Source organism: Labrys sp. F242, assembly GCF_057813875.1.
Map to the genome: position 1 here is coordinate 695224 of NZ_JBVASG010000002.1, position 22893 is coordinate 718116.

22 protein-coding genes are annotated in these 22893 nt (G+C 65.0%); 7 read left to right on the forward strand and 15 right to left on the reverse strand.

The features are described 5' to 3' along the window. Positions 1-274: 274 nt before the first annotated feature. The 3 genes from ACZYTC_RS18730 to ACZYTC_RS18740 are packed head-to-tail and all read right to left on the reverse strand — an operon-like array spanning position 275 to position 2638. Positions 275-826 (reverse strand): P-loop nucleotide/nucleoside kinase family protein, encoded by a 552-nt coding sequence (locus ACZYTC_RS18730; RefSeq protein WP_488990273.1) that lies wholly within the window; start codon positions 824-826, stop codon positions 275-277. Further along, positions 823-1716: an ROK family protein gene (locus ACZYTC_RS18735; RefSeq protein WP_488990274.1), complete on the reverse strand. Its 894-nt coding sequence runs from the start codon at positions 1714-1716 to the stop codon at positions 823-825. Before ACZYTC_RS18735 ends, ACZYTC_RS18730 begins: the two co-directional genes overlap by 4 nt. Positions 1717-1726: 10 nt before the next feature. After that, the gene (locus tag ACZYTC_RS18740; RefSeq protein WP_434958993.1) at positions 1727-2638 is read right to left on the reverse strand and encodes a tagatose-bisphosphate aldolase; all 912 of its coding nucleotides are present in this window, start codon (positions 2636-2638) and stop codon (positions 1727-1729) included. A gap of 211 nt (positions 2639-2849) precedes the next feature. Here ACZYTC_RS18740 and ACZYTC_RS18745 point away from each other — a divergent pair, with 211 nt between their 5' ends. Together ACZYTC_RS18745 and ACZYTC_RS18750 are read left to right on the forward strand one after the other, a co-directional pair. Continuing rightward, complete coding sequence (locus ACZYTC_RS18745) at positions 2850-3743, forward strand: sugar-binding transcriptional regulator (protein ID WP_434958992.1); 894 nt, start codon at positions 2850-2852, stop codon at positions 3741-3743. A gap of 92 nt (positions 3744-3835) precedes the next feature. Then, complete coding sequence (locus ACZYTC_RS18750) at positions 3836-4639, forward strand: glycosyltransferase family protein (RefSeq protein WP_434958991.1); 804 nt, start codon at positions 3836-3838, stop codon at positions 4637-4639. A gap of 99 nt (positions 4640-4738) precedes the next feature. On the opposite strand, the gene ACZYTC_RS18755 is transcribed toward ACZYTC_RS18750, so the two are convergent. The 4 genes from ACZYTC_RS18755 to ACZYTC_RS18770 are packed head-to-tail and all read right to left on the reverse strand — an operon-like array spanning position 4739 to position 9936. Further along, the gene (locus tag ACZYTC_RS18755; RefSeq protein ID WP_434958990.1) at positions 4739-5302 is read right to left on the reverse strand and encodes a sarcosine oxidase subunit gamma; all 564 of its coding nucleotides are present in this window, start codon (positions 5300-5302) and stop codon (positions 4739-4741) included. Further along, positions 5295-8300, reverse strand: coding sequence for a sarcosine oxidase subunit alpha family protein (locus ACZYTC_RS18760; RefSeq protein ID WP_488990275.1), 3006 nt, complete (start codon positions 8298-8300; stop codon positions 5295-5297). The genes ACZYTC_RS18755 and ACZYTC_RS18760 overlap by 8 nt, the downstream gene beginning before the upstream one ends. Continuing rightward, a complete protein-coding gene (locus ACZYTC_RS18765; protein WP_488990276.1) occupies positions 8297-8632 on the reverse strand; it encodes a sarcosine oxidase subunit delta in 336 nt (111 codons plus the stop codon). Before ACZYTC_RS18765 ends, ACZYTC_RS18760 begins: the two co-directional genes overlap by 4 nt. An 8-nt stretch (positions 8633-8640) precedes the next feature. Next, positions 8641-9936 (reverse strand): sarcosine oxidase subunit beta, encoded by a 1296-nt coding sequence (locus tag ACZYTC_RS18770; protein ID WP_149255412.1) that lies wholly within the window; start codon positions 9934-9936, stop codon positions 8641-8643. Between the two features lie 405 nt (positions 9937-10341). On the opposite strand from ACZYTC_RS18770, the gene ACZYTC_RS18775 reads away from it, so the two are divergent. Continuing rightward, positions 10342-11340 (forward strand): GlxA family transcriptional regulator, encoded by a 999-nt coding sequence (locus tag ACZYTC_RS18775; RefSeq protein ID WP_434958987.1) that lies wholly within the window; start codon positions 10342-10344, stop codon positions 11338-11340. 20 nt (positions 11341-11360) lie between these two features. Next, a complete protein-coding gene (locus tag ACZYTC_RS18780; RefSeq protein ID WP_441772150.1) occupies positions 11361-11816 on the forward strand; it encodes a hypothetical protein in 456 nt (151 codons plus the stop codon). A gap of 39 nt (positions 11817-11855) precedes the next feature. On the opposite strand, the gene ACZYTC_RS18785 is transcribed toward ACZYTC_RS18780, so the two are convergent. The 4 genes from ACZYTC_RS18785 to ACZYTC_RS18800 all read right to left on the reverse strand — a co-directional run bounded on the left by ACZYTC_RS18785 (position 11856) and on the right by ACZYTC_RS18800 (position 15896). Beyond that, on the reverse strand, positions 11856-12515 hold the full coding sequence (locus ACZYTC_RS18785) for a DUF1345 domain-containing protein (protein ID WP_434958985.1): 660 nt from the start codon (positions 12513-12515) through the stop codon (positions 11856-11858). 46 nt (positions 12516-12561) lie between these two features. Continuing rightward, the gene (locus ACZYTC_RS18790; RefSeq protein ID WP_488990277.1) at positions 12562-13473 is read right to left on the reverse strand and encodes a polyprenyl synthetase family protein; all 912 of its coding nucleotides are present in this window, start codon (positions 13471-13473) and stop codon (positions 12562-12564) included. Between the two features lie 280 nt (positions 13474-13753). Continuing rightward, the gene (phbB, locus tag ACZYTC_RS18795; RefSeq protein ID WP_441772151.1) at positions 13754-14479 is read right to left on the reverse strand and encodes an acetoacetyl-CoA reductase; all 726 of its coding nucleotides are present in this window, start codon (positions 14477-14479) and stop codon (positions 13754-13756) included. A 244-nt stretch (positions 14480-14723) separates the two neighbouring features. Continuing rightward, positions 14724-15896: an acetyl-CoA C-acetyltransferase gene (locus ACZYTC_RS18800; protein WP_434958982.1), complete on the reverse strand. Its 1173-nt coding sequence runs from the start codon at positions 15894-15896 to the stop codon at positions 14724-14726. 638 nt (positions 15897-16534) lie between these two features. Here ACZYTC_RS18800 and phaR point away from each other — a divergent pair. Beyond that, the gene (gene phaR / locus ACZYTC_RS18805; RefSeq protein ID WP_434958981.1) at positions 16535-17146 is read left to right on the forward strand and encodes a polyhydroxyalkanoate synthesis repressor PhaR; all 612 of its coding nucleotides are present in this window, start codon (positions 16535-16537) and stop codon (positions 17144-17146) included. Between the two features lie 45 nt (positions 17147-17191). Here the strand turns inward: phaR and ACZYTC_RS18810 are convergent, their stop codons facing one another. The 4 genes from ACZYTC_RS18810 to ACZYTC_RS18825 all read right to left on the reverse strand — a co-directional run bounded on the left by ACZYTC_RS18810 (position 17192) and on the right by ACZYTC_RS18825 (position 21786). Next, entirely contained in the window at positions 17192-18910 is a 1719-nt protein-coding gene (locus tag ACZYTC_RS18810) for a bifunctional diguanylate cyclase/phosphodiesterase (protein ID WP_488990278.1), read from the reverse strand. Between the two features lie 305 nt (positions 18911-19215). Then, positions 19216-19818, reverse strand: coding sequence for a TetR/AcrR family transcriptional regulator (locus ACZYTC_RS18815; protein ID WP_322432528.1), 603 nt, complete (start codon positions 19816-19818; stop codon positions 19216-19218). Between the two features lie 135 nt (positions 19819-19953). Next, positions 19954-21132 carry a cell division protein ZapE gene (zapE, locus tag ACZYTC_RS18820; protein WP_488990359.1) on the reverse strand — a complete coding sequence of 393 codons (1179 nt, stop codon included), beginning with the start codon at positions 21130-21132 and terminating at the stop codon, positions 19954-19956. A 21-nt stretch (positions 21133-21153) separates the two neighbouring features. Continuing rightward, positions 21154-21786, reverse strand: a complete 633-nt coding sequence (locus ACZYTC_RS18825; protein ID WP_488990279.1) for a glutathione S-transferase family protein — start codon at positions 21784-21786, stop codon at positions 21154-21156. Positions 21787-21986: 200 nt separating this feature from the next. Here ACZYTC_RS18825 and ykgO point away from each other — a divergent pair, with 200 nt between their 5' ends. After that, the gene (ykgO, locus tag ACZYTC_RS18830; protein ID WP_068283257.1) at positions 21987-22112 is read left to right on the forward strand and encodes a type B 50S ribosomal protein L36; all 126 of its coding nucleotides are present in this window, start codon (positions 21987-21989) and stop codon (positions 22110-22112) included. Positions 22113-22215: 103 nt separating this feature from the next. Continuing rightward, positions 22216-22773 carry a tetratricopeptide repeat protein gene (locus tag ACZYTC_RS18835; protein WP_434958978.1) on the forward strand — a complete coding sequence of 186 codons (558 nt, stop codon included), beginning with the start codon at positions 22216-22218 and terminating at the stop codon, positions 22771-22773. The last annotated feature ends 120 nt before the right edge of the window (positions 22774-22893 follow it).

Genomic DNA, 22893 nt, shown 5'->3' on the forward strand with positions numbered 1-22893 from the left:
TCCCTCCCCGGTTTCGGGGAAGGTGGCCTCGCGAAGCGAGGTCGAGTGGAGGCAAGTGGCACGACCTGCCATTCTACTGCCCTCGAAGCGCCCCTCCCCCTTCCGTCACTGCTCTGCAGCGACGACAGGAACATCTTCACTTTCGAAGATGTTCCGGACTTCCCCGAAACCGGGGAAGGATCACCCACGCTTCATTCTCGAAGCATCGGATGTGTATCTGCCCCTGTTCGCGGGGGAGCATGGCGGTCTCATCGCACGATGCGAGGCATACCGCTCACCCGACCAAAACCTGATCCAGCCAGGCCAGCAGTTCCGCTTCGTCGAAGCCTGCTGCGGTGTCGATATCGAACAGCGGACCGCGCCTGAGCGGTTCGGCGCGCTGCGCCAATGCCACCAGCTCGGGCAGGAAGGCCTCGCCGGGATGGCCGGCATGGCGGGATGACAGGCGCGAGCGATAGCGTTCCACCAGGATGTCCGGTGGGGCATGGCACCAGATCTCCGCCGTGAGGCCAATCCCGGCCCGGGCAAGATGGTCTTCCAGCACCTCGCGGGGCTGGAAGCCGAACCAGGCGTCCACCACGAAGGTCATGCCATCGGGTGCTTCGCCGACGATCGACCAGATCGCCTGCGAGCTCGCCCGGCCGAGCTTGCGGTTATAGTCGCGATCGCCCACGCCGAGATGGTCGAAGAACGGCTCCTTTACCGTATCGAGGCCGAGAATGGCCCAGCCGCGCGCATCGGCGACGAAGCGGGCGATGGAACTCTTGCCGCTGGCGGGAACGCCGTTGACCAGAACCGCCTTCTTCATGCGCAAGGCCTTCTTCATGGACCTGCCTCCCGCCTGCCGGCCAGGGCTGCCCCGATCACGCCGGCATCGTCACCCAACGTCGCGGCGGCAACCGGGCATTGATACCAGGCCGACAAGGCCGGCACGGTCTGCAGGGCAACCTCAGCGGCCTTGCCGAGGCCGCCGCCGAGCAGGACCAGCGCCGGATCGAAGGCCGCCACCAGGCTGTCGATGGCGGCGCGCAGCGGCTCGGCCCAGGCCCTGATGACGGCCTCCGCCTGCCTGTCCCCATCGAGGCGAAGGCCAAGCAACTGGCCGGCCGTGATGTCCGCCGGCAGGCCGGCTTCGCGGATATGCCGCCCCAGCGCCGTGCCGGAACTGGTGGTCTCCACGCAGCCGCGCCGGCCGCAGGCACAGGGCAGGCCACCGACATCGACGGTGACATGGCCGAACTGGCCGGCGCTGCGCCGGCCGCGCAACACCCTGCCCTCCAGCGCCACGGCGCCGCCGATACCGGTTCCGATCGTCAGCATCGCCACATTGGCGGTTCCCCGCGCCGCGCCGACAGCCATTTCGCCGACCAGCGCCATGTTGCAGTCATTGTCGACGAAGATCCGCTTGCCGGTAAGTTCGGCCAGCACGGACGCGAGCGGCACGCTCGACAGATCGACATAGCCGCCCGAGAGAACCTCGCCGCGCAGCGCATCCACCCGGCCGGGCACGCCGATGCCGATGCTACCCACGGCGGGACTGTCGAGGCGGTCGATCATCTCGGCCAGCCTGTCGACGAGGGCCAGGGGTTCCGCCACGGTGCGCTCGGCGAGCCGTTGCAGGATCTCGCCTCCCGCCGCCACCCGCGCGGCCCTCAGATTGGTGCCGCCGATATCGATGCCGATCGCCTCGGGCTCAACCTCGGACTTGCTTGGCATGACCGGCCTCTCAGGCGGCTTGCGCCTTGACGAAATGTCGCTCGATCACCGCCTGGATCTCGCGCAGGCGTGGCACCGCGACGTTGCGCAGCCTGTCGGCCTGCACCGCGCGGTCGAGCGAGATGCAATCCTTCCATAGCGCCCGGCCGGCAATCACGCCCGAAGCGCCGTTGCGCATCGCGGTCTCGACCTGGCCGAGGAAGGTCGCATGGTCGACGCCGGCCGACAGCACGGCCCAGGGCACGCCACCGGCAAGGCGGGAAACCGCGGCGCAGGCCTCCGCATGGCCGGGAAATGGCAGCTTCAATACTTTCGAACCGAGATCGAGGCAGATGCGGGTGCCCTCCACCACCAGTTCCGGGATCTTGGCCGCATAATCCTCGCGGCTTTCGCCGGGCAGGTCATAGGTGAGGAACTCCACCACCAGCAGCAGGTCCTCGCGGGCGAAATCCTCGATGCAGCGGCGCAGGATCTCGATGTTGTGGGCGTTGGCCTCGGGCCTGTCAGCCCGCAGATAGACCATGATCTTGCCGCCGGTGCCGCCGAGCTCGCGTACGCGGCGGGCATCGATGCCGGGCACCAGGCGCGAGAGGCGATAGCCTTCCGGCGAGCGGTCGAAGCCGGACGCGTCGAGCCCGATCAGCAGCGCCACGTCCCGCGCCAGCACACCATCGTCCACCACCTTGGGCACGGCGCAGAGAGGATCGAGCAGTACGCAGGACGCCTCGTTGGCGAGATGGCGCACGATGTCGGCCTTGGTCTCGCCGAGCATCGCATCGCTGATCGCCGCCTGGTCAGCCGGGTCGCTCGCCAGGATGGTGCGCATGCCGCCGCGCTGGTCGCATGCGATCACCATCATGGCGCCATTGCCACCGCAGATCTGTCGGTAGCCGCGATATTCCGCCGTCGTCATCGCCGCCATGGCGTTCTTCTCCCTTTGCCTCGGCAGCTTCCATCGCGGCCGTTGCTTGTTTCCTGTCGAGCGGGTAGCGATCTTGCGATGGCAGGCCGAGAGACCGGTCAGCGATGTTCTTCCCTCTCTGTCATCATCGATGTAACATGTTTCTGAAAGGAATTGCAAACTGTCGGACAGCCTGACCAGCGACGCCTCGGCCACCCGCAAGACGCTGCACATGGTGGCGCGCCTTCACTATGAGTCCGACCTGTCGCAGGTCGAGATCGCCCGGCGCCTCGGCCTGTCGACGGCGACCATCTCGCGGCTGCTCCGCCGCGCGCGGGATGAAGGCATCGTCCGCATCGAGATCCGAGATTTCACCGCTCCCGAGGACCTGACCCGCGAGCTCGTCGAGGCCTTAGGCCTGCATAGGGCGGCGCTGGTGGAGACCAGCGAGGTCGGATTGCTGGCGTCGCTGGCCCAGCCCATCGGCGCGCTGCTGAAGGAAGCCGGGCTGAAGGACGGCTCGGTGCTCGCTATCGGCTGGGGCCGCGCCATCCGCGAGGTGATCCGCGCCGGGCTGCCCAGCATACCGGGCGTGATCACGGTGCCCGCGACCGGCGGCATGCAGCAGCCGGCCCCCCATTTCCAGATCAGCGAATTCGTGCGGCTGGCGGCCGAGCAACTCGGCGGCACGCCTCAATTCATCCACGCGCCCTATCTGCCGTCGCAGGAATATCGCGACGCCTTCGTCAACGATCCCACCATCCGCGACCAGATCGCGCTGTGGGACCGCATCGATGCCGCGCTGGTGGGTGTCGGCCTGCCGCATGGGGTCGATCCGGTGCACGCCGGCGCCGCCACTTCGAGCGAACGCGCTTTGGTGCAGGCGGCTGGCGACGTGATCCGGCATTATTTCGACGAGGAGGGCAATCTGGTGCCCTGGGACGGCGACGAGCGCCTGATCGCGGTATCGCCGGAGCAATTGCGGGCCGTCCCTCTCGTCATCGGCGTGGCCGTTTCCCCCGCCAAGGCGAAGTCGATCATCGGCGCCGTACGGGCAAGGCTGATCAACGCCGTCGTGACCGATACCGCGACGGCCGAAGCCATGCTTGCTCTGCTGCGGGGATAACCGCTCGAAAAGCCAGCGCCACGCCTTTCCTTCCCCCCGCCATGGAGGCCGGGGCCCTTGCGGTCGGGCTCAAGCTGAATCAGGATGGAAGCATGACCTCCCGTCCAAGCCGCACCGCCTCTCGCCACAACCCGCCCAGGGTTCTCATCCTGACCCCTATCAAGGACGCTGCCGATCTAGCGGAAACCTACCTGCAGAACCTCGAACGCCTGACCTATCCGAGCAAGGCGCTTTCGCTCGGCTTTCTGGAGAGCGACAGCCGCGATGGCACCCAGGAAGCTTTCCGGGCCATCGCCGACAAGCTCTCCAGGCGATTCAGGCGAACCGGCTTCTGGAAAAAGGATTTCGCCTTCCACATTCCCGACAACGTCCCCCGCTGGGCGCCCGACATCCAGACCCAGCGGCGCGCCGTGCTTGCCCGCAGCCGCAACCACCTGCTCTTCAATGCCCTCGCGGACGAGGACTGGGTGCTGTGGCTGGATGTCGACGTGGTCGAGTTTCCCGCCGACCTGATCGAGACGCTGCTATCCTACGACAAGGACATCCTTCAGCCCCATTGCGTGCTGCGCTATGGCGGCCCGACCTTCGACAAGAATGGCTGGCGCGACCACGGCCAATATTATCTGGAGCATCTGCGAGAGGAGGGTGAGATCGTTCCGCTCGACGCGGTCGGCGGCACCGTGCTGCTGGTGAGGGCCGATATCCACCGCGACGGCCTGATCTTTCCGCCCTTCTATTACGGCGAGCGCAATCCACTGGCGCGGGGCACCAAGGCCTATATCGAAACCTCCAGCTTCGGAGAGATCGAAACCGAGGGATTGGGCATGATGGCAGCCGATATGGGCCTGACCTGCTGGGGCCTGCCGCATCTCGAGGTCCGCCATCGCAACAAATAGGCGGTGACTCTTTCCAAGAGCCGGCTTTCAGCCGGCTCTTGGAAACGCACCGTCGGTTGGAGAGAAAGAGCCGGCTGAAAGCCGGCGGTCCCAGGAAGGTTACTTCACATATTCCCGCGCGGCCTGCTCGAGCTGGCCATGTAAATAGTCGGTGAAGGAACGCCAGACCTCGACGTGGAAATCGCTCGCACCCTTGCGCCACAGCACGATCTCCGCCTTGGCGTAGAGCGTGCGCGTGGCGGTGCCGACGGGAAAGGCCTTGGGGTCGAGATCCAGCATGACGCCGGCATTCAGCACATCGGCGGCCAGCGAACCCGAGACCAGGACGCCGATATTGCGGTGGCTGACATCCACCAGCGAATGGGGCTCCTGGACGGCGGCCTCGATGGCGGCATAGGCCTCGGCCTCGCCATTCTCCGGCGCAAGCAGCAGCCACTCGTCCGGGCCGAGCTTGAAGGCGGTGCGCGTGCCGTCGGTGGTGGCGGTGTTGATTGCCGTCGGCAGGGCCAGTCCGAAGGCCTGGCCGGCCGCGGCCGCAGCGCTGTCCGGTCCGCGCAGCACCAGACGGGCGCCGCGTGGCGCCGCCTCGATGGTGAGGCGGCTGCGGGCGGTGATCGGCGCGATGCCGTCGAGCGGATCGCGGCGGGTTGCAGTATCAGCCATTGAGCCGCGCTCCTTCCTTGTCGATGAAGATAGGGTCGACCACCGTCACGGCGGTCGAGCCGCCGGGCATCGGCACATAGACCGTCTCGCCATAGCGCGAACGGCCACGCTCGAGATTGGCGAGGGCGATGGAGCGGCCGAGATTGGCGCTCCAATAGGCCGAGGTGACATGGCCGAGGGCATGCTCGCCTAGGGCGGGCTGCGCCACCTCGGTGATCTGGGCGCCCTCTTCCAGCACCACGCCGGGATCGACGGTGGCGAGTCCGACGAACTGCTTGCGGTTGGGATCCTGCAAATCAGGCCGCATCAGGCCGCGCTTGCCGACAAAGTCCGCCTTGGCCTTGCCCACGGCCCAGCCGACGCCAGCTTCGTCCGGGGTCAGCGTGCCGTCGGTATCCTGGCCGACGATGATGTAGCCCTTCTCGGCGCGCAGCACATGCATCGCCTCGGTGCCATAGGCGCAGCCATCATATTTGACGACCTCGGCATGGATGGCCTGCCACACCGCACGGCCATAGGCCGCCGGCACGTTCACCTCGAAGCCAGCCTCGCCGGTGAAGCTCATGCGGAACAGCCGGGTGGGAACGCCGCAGATGCGGCCCTCCTTCACCGACATGTGCGGCATGCCGTCCTTGGAGATGTCAATACCCTCGACCAGGGGCGCCAGCACGTCGCGGGCATGCGGCCCCTGCACGGCGATGACGGCCCATTGCTCGGTGGTGGAGGTGAACCAGACCTTGAGGTCGGTCCACTCGGTCTGGAGATAGTCCTCCATATGCGAAAGCACGCGAGGCGCCCCGCCCGTGGTGGTGGTGACATGGAAGCGGTCCGGAGCCATGCGGCCGACCACGCCGTCGTCATAGACGAAGCCGTCGTCGCGGGTCATGATGCCGTAGCGCAGGCGGCCCGGCTCCAGCTTCATGAACGGGTTGACATAGATGCGGTGCATGAACTCCGCCGCATCCGGGCCGACGACCTCGATCTTGCCAAGCGTGGTCGCGTCGAACATGCCGACCTTGTCGCGCACCGTCTTGCACTCGCGATTGACCGCGTCATGCATGCTCTCCCCGGCGCGAGGATAATACCAGGCGCGTTTCCACAGGCCGACATCCTCGAACACTGCGCCCAGTTCGACCTCGGCCTCGTGCATCGGGGTCTTGCGCACGGGATCGAAAAGGTCCCCGCGCGCCGTGCCGGCGAACAGGCCGAAGCTGGTCGGGGTATAGGGTGGGCGGAAAGTTGTCAGGCCGACCTGCGGCACCTTCTTGTCAATAGCCTTGGCGGCGATCGCCAGCGCATTGATGTTGGAGGTCTTGCCCTGGTCGGTCGCCATGCCCGTGGTGGTGTAGCGCTTGACATGCTCGATCGAGCGAAAGCCCTCGCGCGTCGCCAGCTTGATGTCCTTGGCGGTGACATCGTGCTGGAAGTCGACGAAGGCCTTGACCTTGGCGGCATTGCGGTCATGCGGCAAGGCGCCGGTGTAGAACCCTTCGGGAGAGGTCTCGCCATCGACGTCGAAGGTCTTGAGCGCGCCCCTGTCGAAACCGGCATCGCGCCCGGCCTCGTGGCCGGCGGCAAAGCCGTCATTGATCACCGCGCCGAAGTCGAACACGCCGCGGCAGGCGCCGGCGGAGCGCTCCTCGTCGCGGGCAAAGCCCGGCACGAAGATCTGCTTGGCTTCGTCATAACGCAGCTTGCCGCGCGACTGCGAGAACAGGTGCACCGTCGGCGTCCAGCCGCCCGACATCAGCACAAGATCGCAGGAGACGGTCTCACGATCACTGACGCTGACGCCATCCGTGGCGACCCGGCCAAGCCTGACCGCATTGACACGCAAGCGCCCGCTGGTGCCCATCATCGTCGCGCCGAGGTTGACGCGGATGCCGGCCTCCCGGGCAGCACCGACCAGCGCACCGCCATCGGTCCTGATATCGGCGATCACGGCGATCTCGACGCCGGCGGCCTTGAGGTCGAGCGCGGCCTGGTAGGCGGTGTCGCAGGCGGTAAACACCACCGCGCGGTTGCCCGGCTTGACGCCGTAGCGGTTGACATAGGTGCGGGCCGCATCGGCCAGCATGATGCCCGGACGGTCGTTCTCCGGGAACACCAGGGGACGCTCGATCGCACCGGCTGCGATGACGACCTGTTTGGCGCGCACCTGCCAGAGCCGTTCGCGCGGCGTGCGGGCTTCCGGCTGGGCCACATGGTCGGTCAGCCTTTCGGCCAGCGCGACGAAATTGTCCGAATACCAGCCGAAGGCGGTGGTGCGCGGCATCAGCCGGACACGATCGTTGAGGGCCAGCGACATGATGATGTCGGTGGCCCAGTCGCGCGCCGCGCGGCCTTCGATGGTGGCCGTGGTCTCCGTCAGCAGCGAGCCGCCGAGCTCGGCTTGCTCGTCGACCAGGATCACCGAGGCGCCGGTCTCGGCCGCGGCGATGGTGGCCGCCAGGCCCGCCGGCCCGGAGCCCACCACCAGCACGTCGCAATGGGCATAGCGGTTGAGGTAGCGGTCGGGATCGGCCACCTTGGGCGCCTCACCGAAGCCGGCGGCAGCGCGGATCCTCGGCTCGTAGACCTTCTTCCAGAAGCTCTGCGGCCACATGAACGTCTTGTAGTAGAAGCCCGAGGCCAGGAAGGGCGACATCGCGTCGTTGACGGCGCCGGCATCGAATTTCAGCGAAGGCCAGCGATTCTGGCTTGTCGCGACGAGGCCTTCATAGAGCTCGACCTGCGTGGCGCGCAGATTGGGCGTGGTGCGTCCGGCATCCCGGATCACCGTCACCATCGCATTCGCCTCTTCCGAACCTGATGACATGATGCCGCGCGGCCGGTGATATTTGAAGGAGCGGCCGATCAGGTGCACGCCATTGGCGAGCAAAGCGGAGGCGAGCGTATCGCCACGCACGCCCTGATAGGCGATGCCGTCGAAGGTGAAGTTGATCGGCTTGGCGCGATCGATGCGGCCGCCGGCCGCCGTACGGAGAGAGGCGGTCACGCGCGCGCCTCCTTATTGGAGGGCGTGGCGGCGGCAAGCTCGACGGCGAGCGCCGCCAGATCGGGCTTGGGCTCGCCCTGCTTGTAGGTCTTCACGAACTTGTCGGTCACGGTATGGCGCACGGCGTTGAAGAAGCGTGCGCAGCCATGCACATGGCGCCAGCGCTCGGCGATCAGCCCCTTGGGATTGGAGCGTGTGTAGAGGAAGCCTTCCCAGACCTCGTCCGTCGGATTGTCGGCGAAGGCGGGGCGGGCGATATGCGCCTCGCCCATGTTGCGGAACTCCAGTTCCGGGCGATCCTGTTCGCAATAAGGGCAGCGAATGAGCAGCATGACGGTCCTCAGTGCGCGACGGCGGCGGCGGCCGCTTCGTCGATCAGGCGTCCGGTGCGGAAGCGATCGAGAGTGAAGGGAGCGGCGATCGGATGGGGTTCGCCTGTCGCCACCGTATGGGCGAAGACGTGGCCCGAGCCCGGCGTCGCCTTGAAGCCGCCCGTGCCCCAGCCGCAATTGACGAACAGGCCAGGTACCGGGGTCTTCGAGAGGATGGGCGAGCGATCGGGCGTGACGTCGACGATACCGCCCCAGTTGCGCATCATGCGGGTGCGGCGAACCACCGGGAAAAGCTCGCAGATCGCGTCCAGCGTGTGGGCCGCGATGTGCAGGCCGCCCGTCTGCGAATAGGAGACATATTGGTCGGTTCCGGCACCGATGACGAGGTCGCCCTTGTCCGATTGCGACATATAGGCATGCACGGTGTTCGACATCACCACGCAGGGCATGATCGGCTTCAACGGCTCCGACACCAACGCCTGCAGAGGATAGCTTTCCAGCGGCATGCGCACACCGGCCATGTCCATCACCACCGAGGTGTGGCCAGCGGCGACGACGCCGAGCTTCTTGGTCCGGATCGTGCCCCTGGAGGTCTCCACCCCGGAGACGGCGCCTGAGGCGTCGCGCAGGATGCCGGTAACCTCGCAGTTCTGGATGATGTCGACGCCCAGCGCATCGGCGGCGCGGGCATAGCCCCAAGCCACCGCGTCGTGGCGAGCGACGCCGCCGCGCCTTTGCAGGGCGGCGCCCATGATCGGATAGCGGATGTCCTTGGAGATGTTGAGGATCGGACAGAATTCCTTCGCCTCTTCCGGCGTCAGCCATTCATTGTCGATGCCGGCCAGGCGATTGGCATGGATATGGCGCTTGAATACCTGGATGTCGTGCACATTGTGCGCCAGCATCATCACGCCGCGGGCCGAATACATCACGTTGTAGTTCAGCACCTGGGACAGGTTCTGCCACAGCTTCATCGCGTGGTCGTAGAGCTTGCCGCTCTCCTCCCACAGATAGTTGGAGCGGATGATGGTGGTGTTGCGGCCGGTATTGCCGCCGCCCAGCCAGCCCTTTTCGAGCACGGCGATATTGGTCATGCCATGCTCGGCAGCCATGTAATAGGCGGTGGCGAGGCCATGCCCGCCGGCGCCGATGATGATGGCGTCGTAGCTGGCCTTCGGTTCGGGCGAGCGCCATTGCTCGGGCCAGTCCTGATGACCACGCAGCGCATTGCGCGCCAGGGAAAAGACAGAAAACCGCACGTGTTGCCGCCCGTTGGATGGAGTCTTGAATGGGGCGACTATCATCACCCCGGCCGGGGCCAGTCTAGCACGGAAGCGACGCGCCTTTTGTCGCATTGGAAGAAATTGCACAAAAGGCGCTATCTTCCATGCCCCGTAAAGGACGCATTTGGGATAGTATTTGACCATTGGGTCGCATCCGAATATCTCATACTTGTCAATTTACGACATTAAACGCGACATATGGTCGGCCCCACATCAGAATTCTTCAAAAAATGTCGCAATATCGTCTCGGTTCGTCGTTTCGAAGAACGCGGTACAAACCGCCCCGCAACCGACGCTTTTGACCACAATGGGCGCGTAGATGCCCGATGCCATCATGAGGGCGAGCGCTCCGTCTGGTGCGCTTTCCCGCCTCCGTCACGCTTCGTACCGCCGGCCCCCCGGCGGAGGTCCCAGGGAGAATCGCGTATGAATATCCGGCCGGATATCGGCGCCACGCATACCGTCGGCCTTCTGCTCACCCCCAACTTCTCGATGATCGCTTTCGCGGCGGCTGTGGAGGTCCTGCGCCTGACGAATTACGTCACCGGCGCCAAGGCCTTCGCCTGGCGGCTCTATTCGCCTGACGGCCAGCCGATCGAGGCGTCGAACGGGGTGGCATTGGCGGTCGACGGTTCCTATGCCGATGTCGGGCCGATGCCGGAGATCATCGTGTGCTCCGGCATGGACGTGCAGAAATACGATCACGGCTCGCTGATCGCCAAGCTGCGCAAGCTCGCCTTCTACGGCGTCTCGATCGGCGCCGTGTGCACGGGCACCTATATCCTTGCCAAGGCCGGTCTGCTCGACGGCCATCGCTGCGCCATCCATTGGGAAAACTACGACAGCTTCCGCGAGGAATTCCCTGAGATCGATGCCACGCAGGAACTGTTCGAGATCGACCGCAATCGCTTCACCTGCGCGGGCGGCACCGCCTCGATCGACATGATGCTGGCGCTGATCACCGCCAAGAAAGGTGCTGTCATCAGCGCCCTCGTTACCGACGAACTCATCCATCATCGCATGCGCGATTCCCACGAGCGCCAGCGCATGGAACTGCGCGCGCGTTTGGGCGTCTCCCATCCCAAGCTCCTCGCCGTGATCGGCGAGATGGACAAGCGCCTGGAACGTCCGGTGTCCTGCGCCCAGCTCGCCCGGACCGTGCGCCTGTCGCCACGCCAGCTCGAACGGCTGTTCCAGCGCTATCTCGATACCACGCCGACCCGCTACTATCTCGAAATGCGCCTCAACCGCGCCCGCCAGCTCCTGCGCCAGACCTCGATGCCGATCCTTTCGGTGGGCCTGGCCTGCGGCTTCGTCTCCGCCTCGCACTTCTCCAAATGCTATTCCGAGCATTTCGACCGCACGCCGTCCGAGGAGCGCAAGGGCATGCGGGTGGAACGCAACGTGGCGACCGCCATCGCCTGACCGCGCGCATGCAAAGCCGAATGGTTCTGATCGTCAGGCTCGCTATCGCCACGGCAATGCTGGTGGCGATGCCGGCTGCCGCGATTGCCATGGCTGAGGACTCCGATGGACCGACGGCCATGCTCAAGGTCGGCGGCAAGGCCGGCCCCCTGAGTTGCTGGTCCAGGCCCATCCCCTGCCGGACGGCATCCGGCGAGCCGGATTACTGTTCCAAGCCCGCTCCTTGTCCTGCAGGGACCAGGACCATTCAGCTCGAAGGCGGGGAGGGCAAGCCGGCGATCTACGCCGGCGTCGCGCCGCCCCCCATCGCGGCGGCGGATGGAAACCATGAGGTAATGCGGCACGCGGTCGGCCGGGCCTGGAAGGCCGGACGATGCCTTGTCGTGTTCGGTCGCTTTACGCGCAGTGGTGCCGTTGCCGCACCACTCCTATCGGTCGAACGCGTTGTCGGTCCCTGCAGCAGTCCGCAACGCTAATGGAGGCAGGCTTTTCCTGGAAAGGCTGCGACGCCGCCGTCAGTTCCCACCCAGCAACCCGGCCGCGATGTTGATCGCCAGGGCCAGGATGGTGGCGTTGAAGAAGAACGAGAACACCGCATGGGCGGCGACGATGCGGCGCATCGGCCGCGAACGCAGATTGGTGTCCGACGTCGCCGAGGAAGCCCCGATCGCTACGGAAAAATAGACGAAATCCCAATAATCCGGCGGTTCGGGGTCACCGCCGAAATCCAGGCTCGGTTTACCCGGCCGGCCGCCGTCATTGTAATAGATATGGGCGTAATGGATGGCGAAGATGGTATGGATGAAGAACCAGGAACAGACGATGGTCGCCACCATCAGCGGCAATGACAGGCTATCGCTGTCAGCCTGGTTCTTGGTTGCCTGAAGCTCGAAGATCACCCCGGCAAAGCTGGTGGCGGCGGCCAGCATCGACAGGATCAGAATGGTCACGGCACCTTCGTCAAGGGAATCAGCCCGGTGGCTGAAGCGATCCGGTGGCAGGCGCGACAGCTTGTAGCTGACGATGACGACGAAAATCGCGGTGGCTAGGCACCACCCTGCCAACAGGCGTTCGAGCCAGGGCAGGCCCGGTATGACGAGACCAAGAGCCATGCCAGCGACGAGGCTCCAGAGCAGGACCGGCCTGGCGGTCAGCGGACGTAGGAAATGCCTCACCTCAGTGGTCTCGCTCGCCGTCTCGCGTGGAGCCCCACTTGGAATCTCACTTGCGCCTGTCCGCCGTGAAGCGGGCGGCGGCGCGCAGGATATCCGCCTCGGCACCAAAACCGGCAAGGGCGCCGAGGGCATCGCCGGTAAGACGCTCGAGCTCGGCCCGTGCCTTGTCCACGCCCCACAGGCTGACCAATGTCGCCTTGCCGCGGTCGGCATCCTTGCCGGTGGCCTTGCCAAGCTCCGCGCTCGAGGCTTCGATGTCGAGAATGTCGTCGGCGATCTGGAAGGCGGCGCCCAGAGCGCGTCCATAGGACAGCAGGGTCTGATAGGTTGGCGCATCGGCACGCCCGATGACCGCACCCATCTCCACCGCGCACGACAGGATCGCGCCCGTTTTCATCGCCTGGAGCTGGGCGATGGCCTGCGCCGAGAGCTCGGCTGTTCCTTCGAAACGCCCTTCCGCCTCGAGGTCCAGCATCTGGCCACCGGCCATGCCCGCACCGCCGGCGGCCTTGGCCAGCAGGCGCACCAGTTCGGCCCGCATGCCCGCATCGGTGCCGGTCGCGGCATCCGCAAGGGTCTCGAAGGCCAGGGTCTGCAACGCATCCCCGGCCAGGATGGCGGTGGCCTCGTCATAGGCAAGATGCAGCGTCGGCTTGCCACGCCGCAACGCGTCGTCATCCATCGCCGGCAGATCGTCATGAGCGAGGCTATAGACATGCACAAGCTCGATCGCCGCACCCGCACGCAGAGCGGTAGTCTGATCGCCCTTCAGGAGGCGAGCCGTTTCGACCACCAGGAAGGGGCGCAGCCGCTTGCCACCGCCCAGAACCGCATAGCGCATCGCGCCCAGCAGCCGTGCCGGCACCGGCGGCGTGGTGGCGACGTCGAAGATCGCCACCAGCACATCTTCGATCTCACTGGCGACGGAGGCGAGGCGGTGATGGAAATCGATGGTCATGGATTGCTCATAGGAACTTTCCTCTCCTAGAGCAAAGCGCGTTTAGATGGAAACGCTTGTTTGCTCTAACTCCTTGGTTCCAAGCCAATCCAATGGATTGGCTAGAGCGTCTTTGCGATTCTTGGCGATTCCGCCAAATCGCAAAACGCTTTAGCCCGGGAAAGGATGACGCAAGATTATCGGCAAGCAGCTTCTGACGGCTGCGCTGATGGAACGCGAAACGGGTCGCCGCGTTCCATCGATCGTCTCACATCCCACTGGAGAGTTGCGCTGCCCAGCCTCAGGCCAGGTACTGCCCGCCATTGATGCTGAGCGTCGAACCGGTGATATAGCCGGCATCGTCGGAGGCCAGGAACACCACGGCGCGGGCGATTTCGTCAGGCTGACCCAGCCGACCTGTCGGAATCAGCGGCAGAATGCGCGTTTCCAGCACTTTGGGATCGATCGCCTGCACCATCTCGGTGCCGATATAGCCGGGCGCGATCACATTGGCGGTGATGCCCTTGGCCGCGCCTTCCAGGGCCAGTGCCTTAACGAAGCCGATATCGCCGGCCTTGGCTGCGGAATAATTGACCTGCCCCGCCTGCCCCTTCTGGCCGTTGATCGAGGAGATCACGACCACCCGGCCAAAACCGCGATTGCGCATGCCTTCGATGACCGGGCGGGTCATGTTGAACAGGCTGTCGAGATTGGTGCGGATGACGGCGGACCACTGGTCCTTGCTCATCTTGTGAAAAAAGCCGTCGCGGGTAATGCCGGCATTGTTGACCAGGATGTCGACCGGACCGAGATCCTTCTCCACCTGTGCCACGCCGGCAGCACAGGCATCGAAATCGCCGACGTCCCACTTGTAGGTTGCAATGCCGGTTTCGGCCTTGAACTTGGCCGCTGCCTCGTCATTGCCGGCATAACTGGCGGCAACCGTGTGGCCGGCTGCCTTGAGCGCCCTGGAGATGGCCGCGCCGATGCCACGCGTTCCGCCGGTGACGATTGCAACTCTGGTCATGGTGCCTCCTTGGTAACGATGGTGTTCTTCATTGGACTAAGGCGTTTTGCGATTTTAGGGAGTCACGAACCGGTCTTCGCCCCTAAGGACCTGCCCGACGCGTACCTCCCCTCCCCTGCACGAGAAGGGGCCGAGATCGAGGGCATCCCCCGTTCCTCCAACGGAGAAAGCCCTTGTTTCCAGCGTCTCGGCGATCCGATGAATTCTCCAGATCGCAAAACGCTTCGGCATCGCCGTGAACCGATCAGCGCTCGACGGTCAGGGCGATGCCCATGCCGCCGCCGATGCACAGCGTGGCGATGCCCTTCTTGCCGCCACGGCGAGCAAGCTCATGCAGCAGCGTGACCAGCACGCGGGCGCCGGAGGCACCGATCGGATGGCCGATGGCGATGGCGCCGCCATTGACGTTCACGATGGCAGGATCCCAGCCCATGTCCTTGTTGACGGCCAGGGCCTGCGCCGCGAAGGCTTCGTTGGCCTCGACCAGGTCGAGATCCTTGACGCTCCAGCCCGCCTTTTCGAGCGCCTTGCGCGAGGCTGGGATCGGCCCGGTGCCCATGATGGCGGGATCGACGCCAGCGGTCGCCCAGGAAGCGATGCGGGCGAGCGGTGTGAGGCCGCGACGCTCGGCATCCTTGGCGCTCATCAGCACCACGGCGGCCGCGCCGTCATTGAGGCCGGAGGCGTTGCCGGCAGTCACCGTGCCATCCTTGCTGAAGGCCGGGCGCAGCTTGGCCATGCCGTCGAGCGTGGCACCGTGGCGGGGATATTCGTCGGTATCCACGATGACATCGCCCTTGCGGCCGGGAATCGTGATCGCGACGATCTCATCCTTGAAGCGCCCCGCATTCTGGGCGGCCTCGGCCTTGTTCTGGGAGGCGACGGCGAAAGCGTCCTGTTCCTCGCGGGTGAGCTGCCAGCGCGCCGCGATATTCTCGGCGGTCGTGCCCATGTGATAGCCCTGGAAAGCGTCGAGCAGGCCGTCCTTGAGCATGGAATCCAGGAACTTCACGTCACCCATCTTGGCGCCGGCGCGCAGATGCGCGACATGCGGCGCCAGCGACATCGATTCCTGGCCGCCAGCCACGATGACCGAGGCATCGCCATTGGCGATCTGCTGCAGGCCGAGGCCGACCGCGCGCAGACCCGAGCCGCAGAGTTGGTTGAGGCCGAAAGCGGTCTTCTCCTGGGGCACGCCAGCCGCCATCGCCGCCTGTCGAGCCGGATTCTGGCCGCCGCCCGCGCTCAGCACCTGGCCGAGGATGACTTCGTCGACCTCGCCGGCCTCTACCTTGGCACGGGCCAACGCTTCCTTGACGGCCGCCGCACCGAGCGTGTGAGCCGGTGTTGCCGCGAAGGCGCCGTTGAAGGAGCCGACCGGTGTGCGTGCGGCGCTGACGATGACGACATCACTCATGGCAATTTCACTCCTCTAATGTTCCGTTTTGCAGCGGCCCGATGGACCAACTCTTTCCGAAGCAGAATTTACCTGCTTCATCCCCGCTGGGATGAAGCAGGTAAATTCTGCAAATCTCCCAAGTCCTGGAGATTGCGCCTGCAGATTACGGTTGAGCGGATCTGTGATCCGCTCAACCGTAATCTGCCTGGGCATATGGGACGCTTGGCGCGCCGCCGTCAATGCGCCAGGTGAGTTTACCGCGCTTGCACAAAGATGTTTTCGCGACCGCGAAAAGAGCCTAGATTTGTCAGACCGTGGGGGTGATCATCCCTCCAGGAGAGGGGTTCCGGAACGGGATACCGCCCCGGGCCGGAGGCCGTCACGGGAATACCGGGGTGGTTCGGAATTTCCAGGCTTGCCCAGGCGGGCCGGTTCGGAAATTCTCCGTGATCGATTTCGAGGCAAACTCTCCGGCATCGCCGTCACGGGCCTGCCCGGGGGGGATTTGTCCAGGCAGATTGAGTTTGATCGGGTCTCGGAACCGACCAAACTCAATCTGCAGGATCGGAAACGTTTGCAGAGTCCGCACGCTTCCCCCACAGATGGGGCAAGCATGTGAATTGTGCAAGGCAGGGACGAGCGTAAGGGGCAGTAGGATGGCGAAAGCTAAAGAGCCGACCACGATCAAGAAATACGCCAATCGGCGCCTCTACAACACGGGTACCTCGACCTATGTCACGCTCGAAGATCTCGGCACCATGGTCAAGGCCGGCGAGGATTTCGTGGTCCACGACGCCAAGACCAATGAGGACATCACCCGCCAGGTCCTCACCCAGATCATCTTCGAGCAGGAGAACAAGGGCCAGAACCTGCTGCCCATCACCTTCCTGCGCCAGTTGATCCGCTTCTATGGCGACAGCATGCAGGCGCTGGTGCCGAGCTTCCTCGAATTCTCCATCGACAATCTCACGCGCGACCAGCAGAAGCTGCGCGAGCAGATGACGCAGCATCTTACCAGCGGCTGGGGCCAGGCGCCCTGGGTCAATGGCGGTTTCGGCGCGCTCGAGGAACAGGCCCGCAACAATATGGTGGCCTTCCAGCGCGCCTTCCGCCTGTTCTCGCCTTTCACGCAGCAGGCCGGCGGCGAAGACGCGAAGGAGCCGGCCGCGACCGCAACCTCCAAGAGCAGCGACGATCTCGACACGCTGAAGAAGGAGCTGGCGGAGATGAAGTCGCGCCTCGACCGCATCAGCGACGAGAAGAAGTAGGGCAATACTTCCCTTCTCTCCTTATGAGAGAAGGAAGGCCGTGCCTCAGGTTCCGGTCAGCGCCATTGGCGCTTGGCGGCCGGCATCGCGCAGGCGCGGCAATTCCAGCCGGAGCGTGCCCGCCACCGTCCCCATCAGGCGGTTACAACCCCAGTTCAGGAGCTGGCGTGCGATGACCTCGTCATCCACCCATTCGGCCGCCATGTCGAGGCCATGCCGCGCGCCGGCCTCGATCAGGCTGCGCAGTGCGAAACGGCCCTGCGCGACCTGATCGGCCATTTCGACCAGCACGCCGTTGAGCGTCACCTGGCCGACTTCGAGAGCCTGGAGTTCGGCGAAATCGAGATGGCCGCCGCCGAAGCCGCCAATGCCGAGTCGCGCGCCGGAGGCGCGGATCGCCCGGCAATAGCGACCATTATTGTCGAGATCGGCCTTGGCCAGCGCCTCGTCGAGTTCGATGGTCAAACGCTGGAAGCTGTCGCCCGGTCCCCGGCGCGGATCGACGACGACCGGCAGGGGCAGGATCAATTCGACGCCGGGATGGCGGTCGAGCACCACGCCGGCAAGGTCCACCAGCCGCAAGGCGAGCCGGCGAGCGAGCGCACGGTCGCAGGCCGGGGTCAGCCAAGCCGGTTGCAAAGACGCCGGTTGCAATGTGGTGGACGCCGCCGCCTCGGCATTGCCGGGCAGCCGGATGAAGGCGCGGGCCCGGAAGGACTGCCGTCCTGCCGGCTGGGCCGCCAGCACCGGCTCGAAACCGAGGAAGATGCGGTCTTCGTTGAGTGCCAGCGCCAAGCGTTGCGCCGCATTCGCCGAAGCGACCTGATGGTCGCCTTCCGCGAAGATCGCGATACCGCCCGGTGTCTCGCGCTCGCAGCGGTCGAGGGCCTGCTGGGCCGCGTGCAAGGCGGTGCCGGCGGTCTCCGTCGCGGGTGCGATATGGACGGCCCCGATCGACACCGTCGGCTGGATCGCGCCCTCTTCCGCCTCGACGGTCACGCGCTCGACCACCTGCTGGAAGCGTTCGGCCGCCGCCCGCACGTCCCCGGCCTGGCAACCGGGCAACATCAAAGCGAATTTGCCGTCCGCAATGCTGGTAAGGCTGTCGCCGATGCGCAGCACGCTGCGCAAGCCGCGCATCACCTGGGCGCAGACGCGATCCGCCACCACGGCGCCGAAGGCACCGTGAATCGCACCGAGCCGGTCGACGGTCGCCAGGAACAACCCGGCCTGCCGGCCCTCGGCACAGGCGTTGGCCAGGGCGGTGGCGAAAAAGCGGTCGTGAATGCCGATAGCCGCCTGGGCTGATGCCGCCGCCTCGTCTTCCGGGCATTCAGCCACGACACGCACCAGGCCGCGCGCGACCACGGGGCGTCCGTCCGGTCCGGCGAACCAGCGCCCACGATCCTCGATCCAGCGTTTCCGGCCGGCCGCATGCGGACGATAGCTGTAGCGCAGGCAGTAGGGCGCGCCCTCTCCCGTTCCCCCATGCGGGCTCTGGAGGATGGCTTCATGCCGGCCGCCGGGCCGGTCGAGATCGATCAGGAGGGCAAAAGCCTTGCCGTCGGCAATGTCGGCGGCGGCACGCACGCCCAGCACGGCGGACGCTCCGGCTCCCCACGCGAGGCGGTCGGTCTCCAGGCACCATTCGTAACTGGCCTGGCCAAGAGCGCCGAGAAGGGTCTGGGGCGCGAGAAGAACCTGGGGATCGAGGGTCGGCTGATCGACACAAGTGCCGGAAACCGGCACGGCACTATCATACATGCTTCGCGTCCTGCGCCCACTGCATCGGGCGTGAAAGGGGAAGCAAGATCAATGCCATTGAATGATTAATAGGTCGGAAAGAGGGAGCTGGGGAGGGCAGACTTCTAGCCTATAGGTGCCTAGGTCGAGCAAACAGGCGCGATTACGGAGGGTCGATCCCCCGAGCTCCATCAAGGGAGGAAGCGAGATCGACATCTGGGAAACGTCATGTGCAATGGCAGGCGAAAATGGTCGATCTGGAAATCGCCCCTCCATGCTGCCTGCGTTTCGACTCGCAAAGCTAGCGCCTGTGGGCCTCCAGGACCCTATACACTGCCGGCCACCATGGCGCGGATCACCACGCGCAGCAACCGGGCAAGACGCTGGTCGAGCTCGAGCCGATTGGCGTCGCGATCAGCAGCGATCGCCGCCGGATCGATGAAGCGGTGCAGGGCGTCACCAAGAAAGGCGATCAACCTCTCGTTCGAGCGGGCGCGAAAGAGTTCGATGGAACGCCCTTCGTCGACGACACGCTCGATCAGGCTGCGGATGCGGCGGCGATGCTTGCGCACCACCGCGCGGTTCTCGCCGATCGCCGACAGCCAGGCTGCATAGAGATTGGGCTCCTGGTCGAGGCGCTCGCGATAAAGCCGCGCCAGCAACAGCATCATGCGCTCCAACTTGTCGTCGGCCGGGTCGGGGGCGTCGGCGACCACGGCGAGCTGGGTCTCCACCGCCTTGTGCCAATCGGCGGTAACGGCATCGATCAGCGCGTCCTTGGAGGCGAAATAGCGATAGACAGCGGCATGGCTGACCTGAGCCTCGCGCGCGACCGACACCACCGAGGTCCGCTCAAGCCCGTGCTTGCGGACATGATCGGTGGCGATGTCCAAAAGGCGCGCGCCGGTCGGTTCGCTCTTGCCGCCCATGCCCTACCTCCGATGCAGCTTCCTCTTGATCGCGCCCATGGCACGAACAAGAGGAAGCTGCAAGATATCAAACATTTGCAGAGTTTCCCGGCAAAGCTCCCGGCGGGGCCTCGCCGGGAAACTCTGCTTGCCGGCTCAGCCGTCCACCAGTGAGGTCTTGGGCGGCGCCCGATGCGGCTGGGCAAGATAGACCTCCGAACGCATCTCGATCAGGCGCGAGATGGTGCGTTGGAATTCGAAGGCCTCGCGCCCCTCCTGATAGGGATAGAGCCCGGTCGGCTCCGCCGCCGCGGAAGCCACGAGCTTGGCACCGCGATCATAGAGGCAGTCGATCAACAAAATGAAGCGCTTGGCCTCGTTGCGCTGCTCCTGCCTGAGCACCGGGATGTCGTCGACCAGCAGCGTGTGGAAATGTTCGGCAAGGGCCAGATAGTCGGCCGAGCCCAAAGGCTGGCCGCAGAGTTCGGCAAAGGAAAAACGGGCGACGCCCATGGCGGCCTGCGGCACTTTCAAGGCCCGGCCCTTGACCGTCAACACCAGCGGCAGGCCCTCTTTCCGCCCGGTGAGGCGCTCGAAGGCTGCATCCATCCCGGCGCGAACGTCCGGCCCGCCACCGACGAGATAGGTCTCCCCGCCGGAGAGCTTCTCGAGACGATAATCCGTACGCGCCTCCAGCTTCACCACCTCCATATGCTGCTGGAGCAGCGCGATGAAGGGCAGGAACAGGGCGCGGTTCAGACCATCCTCATAGAGCCGGTCGGGCACCACGTTGGAGGTGGCAACCACCACCACCCCATGCGCGAACAACTGGGTAAAGAGGCGCCCGAGGATCATGGCGTCGGCGATGTCGGTGACGGAGAATTCGTCGAAGCACAGGAGCCTGGCTTCCCTGGCCAGCACCTCGGCAACCGGGCCGATCGGATCATCGCCCTTGACCCGCCCGGCCCGGATCTCGCTGCGATAGTGGAAGATGCGCTCATGCACATCGTTCATGAAGGCATTGAAATGCACGCGGCGATGGCTGACGCCAGCTGGTACGGCTTCGTGGAACAGGTCCATCAGCATGGTCTTGCCGCGCCCGACCTCGCCCCAGATATAGAGGCCCTTCGGCCCCGGCTTGGGCTTGGCCCGCCCGAACAGCCAGCCGAGGGCACCAGGCTTGCGCGCCGCCGACATCTCGCCCAACTCGTCCAGAACGATCTGCAGGCGGGCGAGGACGGCCTCCTGGGCCGCGTCGCGTTCGAGCCCGCCGGCGGCGACGAGGGCAAGGTAGCGATCGAGCAGGGAAATCGGGGCGGGTGCGTGCAAGGAAATGTCCCGTATCGTCAGTTTCGATCAGGTGCGCGCCGGCGGGGCGTGTGGCACCATCTCATAAGGCGGCTTCCATCCCGGCATGGCCGCGATGCGGGCCCGCCAGGCCAGGATGTTGGAATAAGCCTGGAATGGCAGGCCCGTCTCCTCTTCGAAGAAGACATAGCCGGCCAGGGACAGGTCGGCGATGGTCAGACGATCTGCAACCAGGAAATCCCGGCCGGCCAGATGCTTGTCGACGATGGCAAAGGCACTCTTGGCCCGCCCGCGCAGGAATTCGGTGACCGGGCTCTCGCCGCTCCTCTGCAGGCCTACGATGAAGCGAAGGGTGGCGTAATAGCTGGTGAACTTGTGATTGTCGAACAGGATCCAGCGCAGGATCTCGCGCCGTTCATCGGCAGTGTCGGCTCCGAACCGGCCGGTCTGCTCGGCGAGATAATCGAGAATCACGCCGGACTGGCTCAGCACCTTGCCGTCATGCAGCAGCACCGGCGCTTCGCCCATCTCGTTGAGCGTGCGAAAATTGTCGGTCCGCGTCTCGCCATTGAAGAAATCGACCGGGAGGCGCTCCCACGGCGTGCCGGTCAGGGCCAGCATCAGCGCCACCTTGTAGCAATTGCCTGATTCACCGAAGGCGTAAAGCTTGTAGTCGGCCATGCGGATCTCCTCATCGCGGCCAAGTCATAGACAATAGAGCCGCAATGGCATAGGCCTGCCGGCACAGTTCTGGTGCGACGAAGCGGCAACATGGCTCGCAACCATGTTGACATCCCCGCCCCTCGTCGCTAGAACCCCGCATCTTTCGAATTTGGGAGCTCCTGCGTCTTCTCGCGTGCTCCAATAGAGGCACGAGTACCATGAAGATCCGCAATTCGCTCAAGTCGCTGCGTACGCGCCATCGCGACAATCAGCTGGTCCGCCGCAAGGGCCGCGTCTACATCATCAACAAGACCCAGAAGCGCTACAAGGCCCGCCAGGGCTGATTTGGCGCCGAATTATCGGGTCTGCCGCGTTTGAACCCGGCCGCAGCGATGCGGTCGGGTTTTTGTCTTTGAATCCGCCACAATCTCGCGCCACTATCTATGCATGAGGATCGCGATTCTGGCCCTGATCGGCATGCTTGCCGTACCCGTCGCCGCCCTGGCCGAGACCCGGCCGGCCGGCGATCCCGAACTCGACCGCCTGTATGAGCGCCTTGCCAAGGCCGAGTCGGAGAAGGAAGCCGACAATATCGCGGTCGCCATCGAACGTGTGGAGCTACGCTCGGGCAGCGACACCACCGACCTCTTGATGGACCGGGCGCTGACGGCGATCAAAGCTTCGAATACCGACAAGGCCATCAAGATCCTGAATGCCGTCATCCATCTCAGGCCCGGTTACGCCGAGGCATGGAACCGGCGCGCTACCGCCTATTACCTGAAAAAGGACTATGTGCGCTCGATCGCCGATGTCGCCGAGACGCTGCGGCGCAATCCGCGCGAATATGGCGCCTGGAACGGCCTGGCCATGATGCTGGTCGACATGGGCGACAAGAAGAACGCCTATGAGGCGCTCAAACACGCTCTGGCGATCAATCCTCATATGGCCGGCGCCCGCAAGATGATGGACGAGCTCAAGCCCGAGGTCGAAGGGCGCGATATCTAAGATTCGGGAATCGCAGGTGGGAGGGTCGATCTCCTCAGCTCCATCATTTGATGGAGCGGGATCGACCACTTTGGAAAGCCGAGCGGGATAGAGGACTAAGACGGTCGATCGGGAGATCGA

What these genes read in the sequence shown, in the direction of transcription:
- ACZYTC_RS18735 (WP_488990274.1), bottom strand. Translation starts at nt 1,716, where the DNA reads ATGCCAAGCAAGTCCGAGGTTGAGCCCGAGGCGATCGGCATCGATATC.
- ACZYTC_RS18780 (WP_441772150.1), top strand. Translation starts at nt 11,361, where the DNA reads ATGGTTCTGATCGTCAGGCTCGCTATCGCCACGGCAATGCTGGTGGCG.
- phbB (WP_441772151.1), bottom strand. Translation starts at nt 14,479, where the DNA reads ATGACCAGAGTTGCAATCGTCACCGGCGGAACGCGTGGCATCGGCGCG.
- ACZYTC_RS18740 (WP_434958993.1), bottom strand. Translation starts at nt 2,638, where the DNA reads ATGGCGGCGATGACGACGGCGGAATATCGCGGCTACCGACAGATCTGC.
- ACZYTC_RS18755 (WP_434958990.1), bottom strand. Translation starts at nt 5,302, where the DNA reads ATGGCTGATACTGCAACCCGCCGCGATCCGCTCGACGGCATCGCGCCG.
- ACZYTC_RS18770 (WP_149255412.1), bottom strand. Translation starts at nt 9,936, where the DNA reads ATGATAGTCGCCCCATTCAAGACTCCATCCAACGGGCGGCAACACGTG.
- ACZYTC_RS18750 (WP_434958991.1), top strand. Translation starts at nt 3,836, where the DNA reads ATGACCTCCCGTCCAAGCCGCACCGCCTCTCGCCACAACCCGCCCAGG.
- ACZYTC_RS18815 (WP_322432528.1), bottom strand. Translation starts at nt 19,818, where the DNA reads ATGGGCGGCAAGAGCGAACCGACCGGCGCGCGCCTTTTGGACATCGCC.
- ACZYTC_RS18765 (WP_488990276.1), bottom strand. Translation starts at nt 8,632, where the DNA reads ATGCTGCTCATTCGCTGCCCTTATTGCGAACAGGATCGCCCGGAACTG.
- ACZYTC_RS18835 (WP_434958978.1), top strand. Translation starts at nt 22,216, where the DNA reads ATGAGGATCGCGATTCTGGCCCTGATCGGCATGCTTGCCGTACCCGTC.
- ACZYTC_RS18775 (WP_434958987.1), top strand. Translation starts at nt 10,342, where the DNA reads ATGAATATCCGGCCGGATATCGGCGCCACGCATACCGTCGGCCTTCTG.
- phaR (WP_434958981.1), top strand. Translation starts at nt 16,535, where the DNA reads ATGGCGAAAGCTAAAGAGCCGACCACGATCAAGAAATACGCCAATCGG.
- ACZYTC_RS18810 (WP_488990278.1), bottom strand. Translation starts at nt 18,910, where the DNA reads ATGTATGATAGTGCCGTGCCGGTTTCCGGCACTTGTGTCGATCAGCCG.
- ykgO (WP_068283257.1), top strand. Translation starts at nt 21,987, where the DNA reads ATGAAGATCCGCAATTCGCTCAAGTCGCTGCGTACGCGCCATCGCGAC.
- ACZYTC_RS18730 (WP_488990273.1), bottom strand. Translation starts at nt 826, where the DNA reads ATGAAGAAGGCCTTGCGCATGAAGAAGGCGGTTCTGGTCAACGGCGTT.
- ACZYTC_RS18825 (WP_488990279.1), bottom strand. Translation starts at nt 21,786, where the DNA reads ATGGCCGACTACAAGCTTTACGCCTTCGGTGAATCAGGCAATTGCTAC.
- ACZYTC_RS18800 (WP_434958982.1), bottom strand. Translation starts at nt 15,896, where the DNA reads ATGAGTGATGTCGTCATCGTCAGCGCCGCACGCACACCGGTCGGCTCC.
- ACZYTC_RS18745 (WP_434958992.1), top strand. Translation starts at nt 2,850, where the DNA reads ATGGTGGCGCGCCTTCACTATGAGTCCGACCTGTCGCAGGTCGAGATC.
- ACZYTC_RS18790 (WP_488990277.1), bottom strand. Translation starts at nt 13,473, where the DNA reads ATGACCATCGATTTCCATCACCGCCTCGCCTCCGTCGCCAGTGAGATC.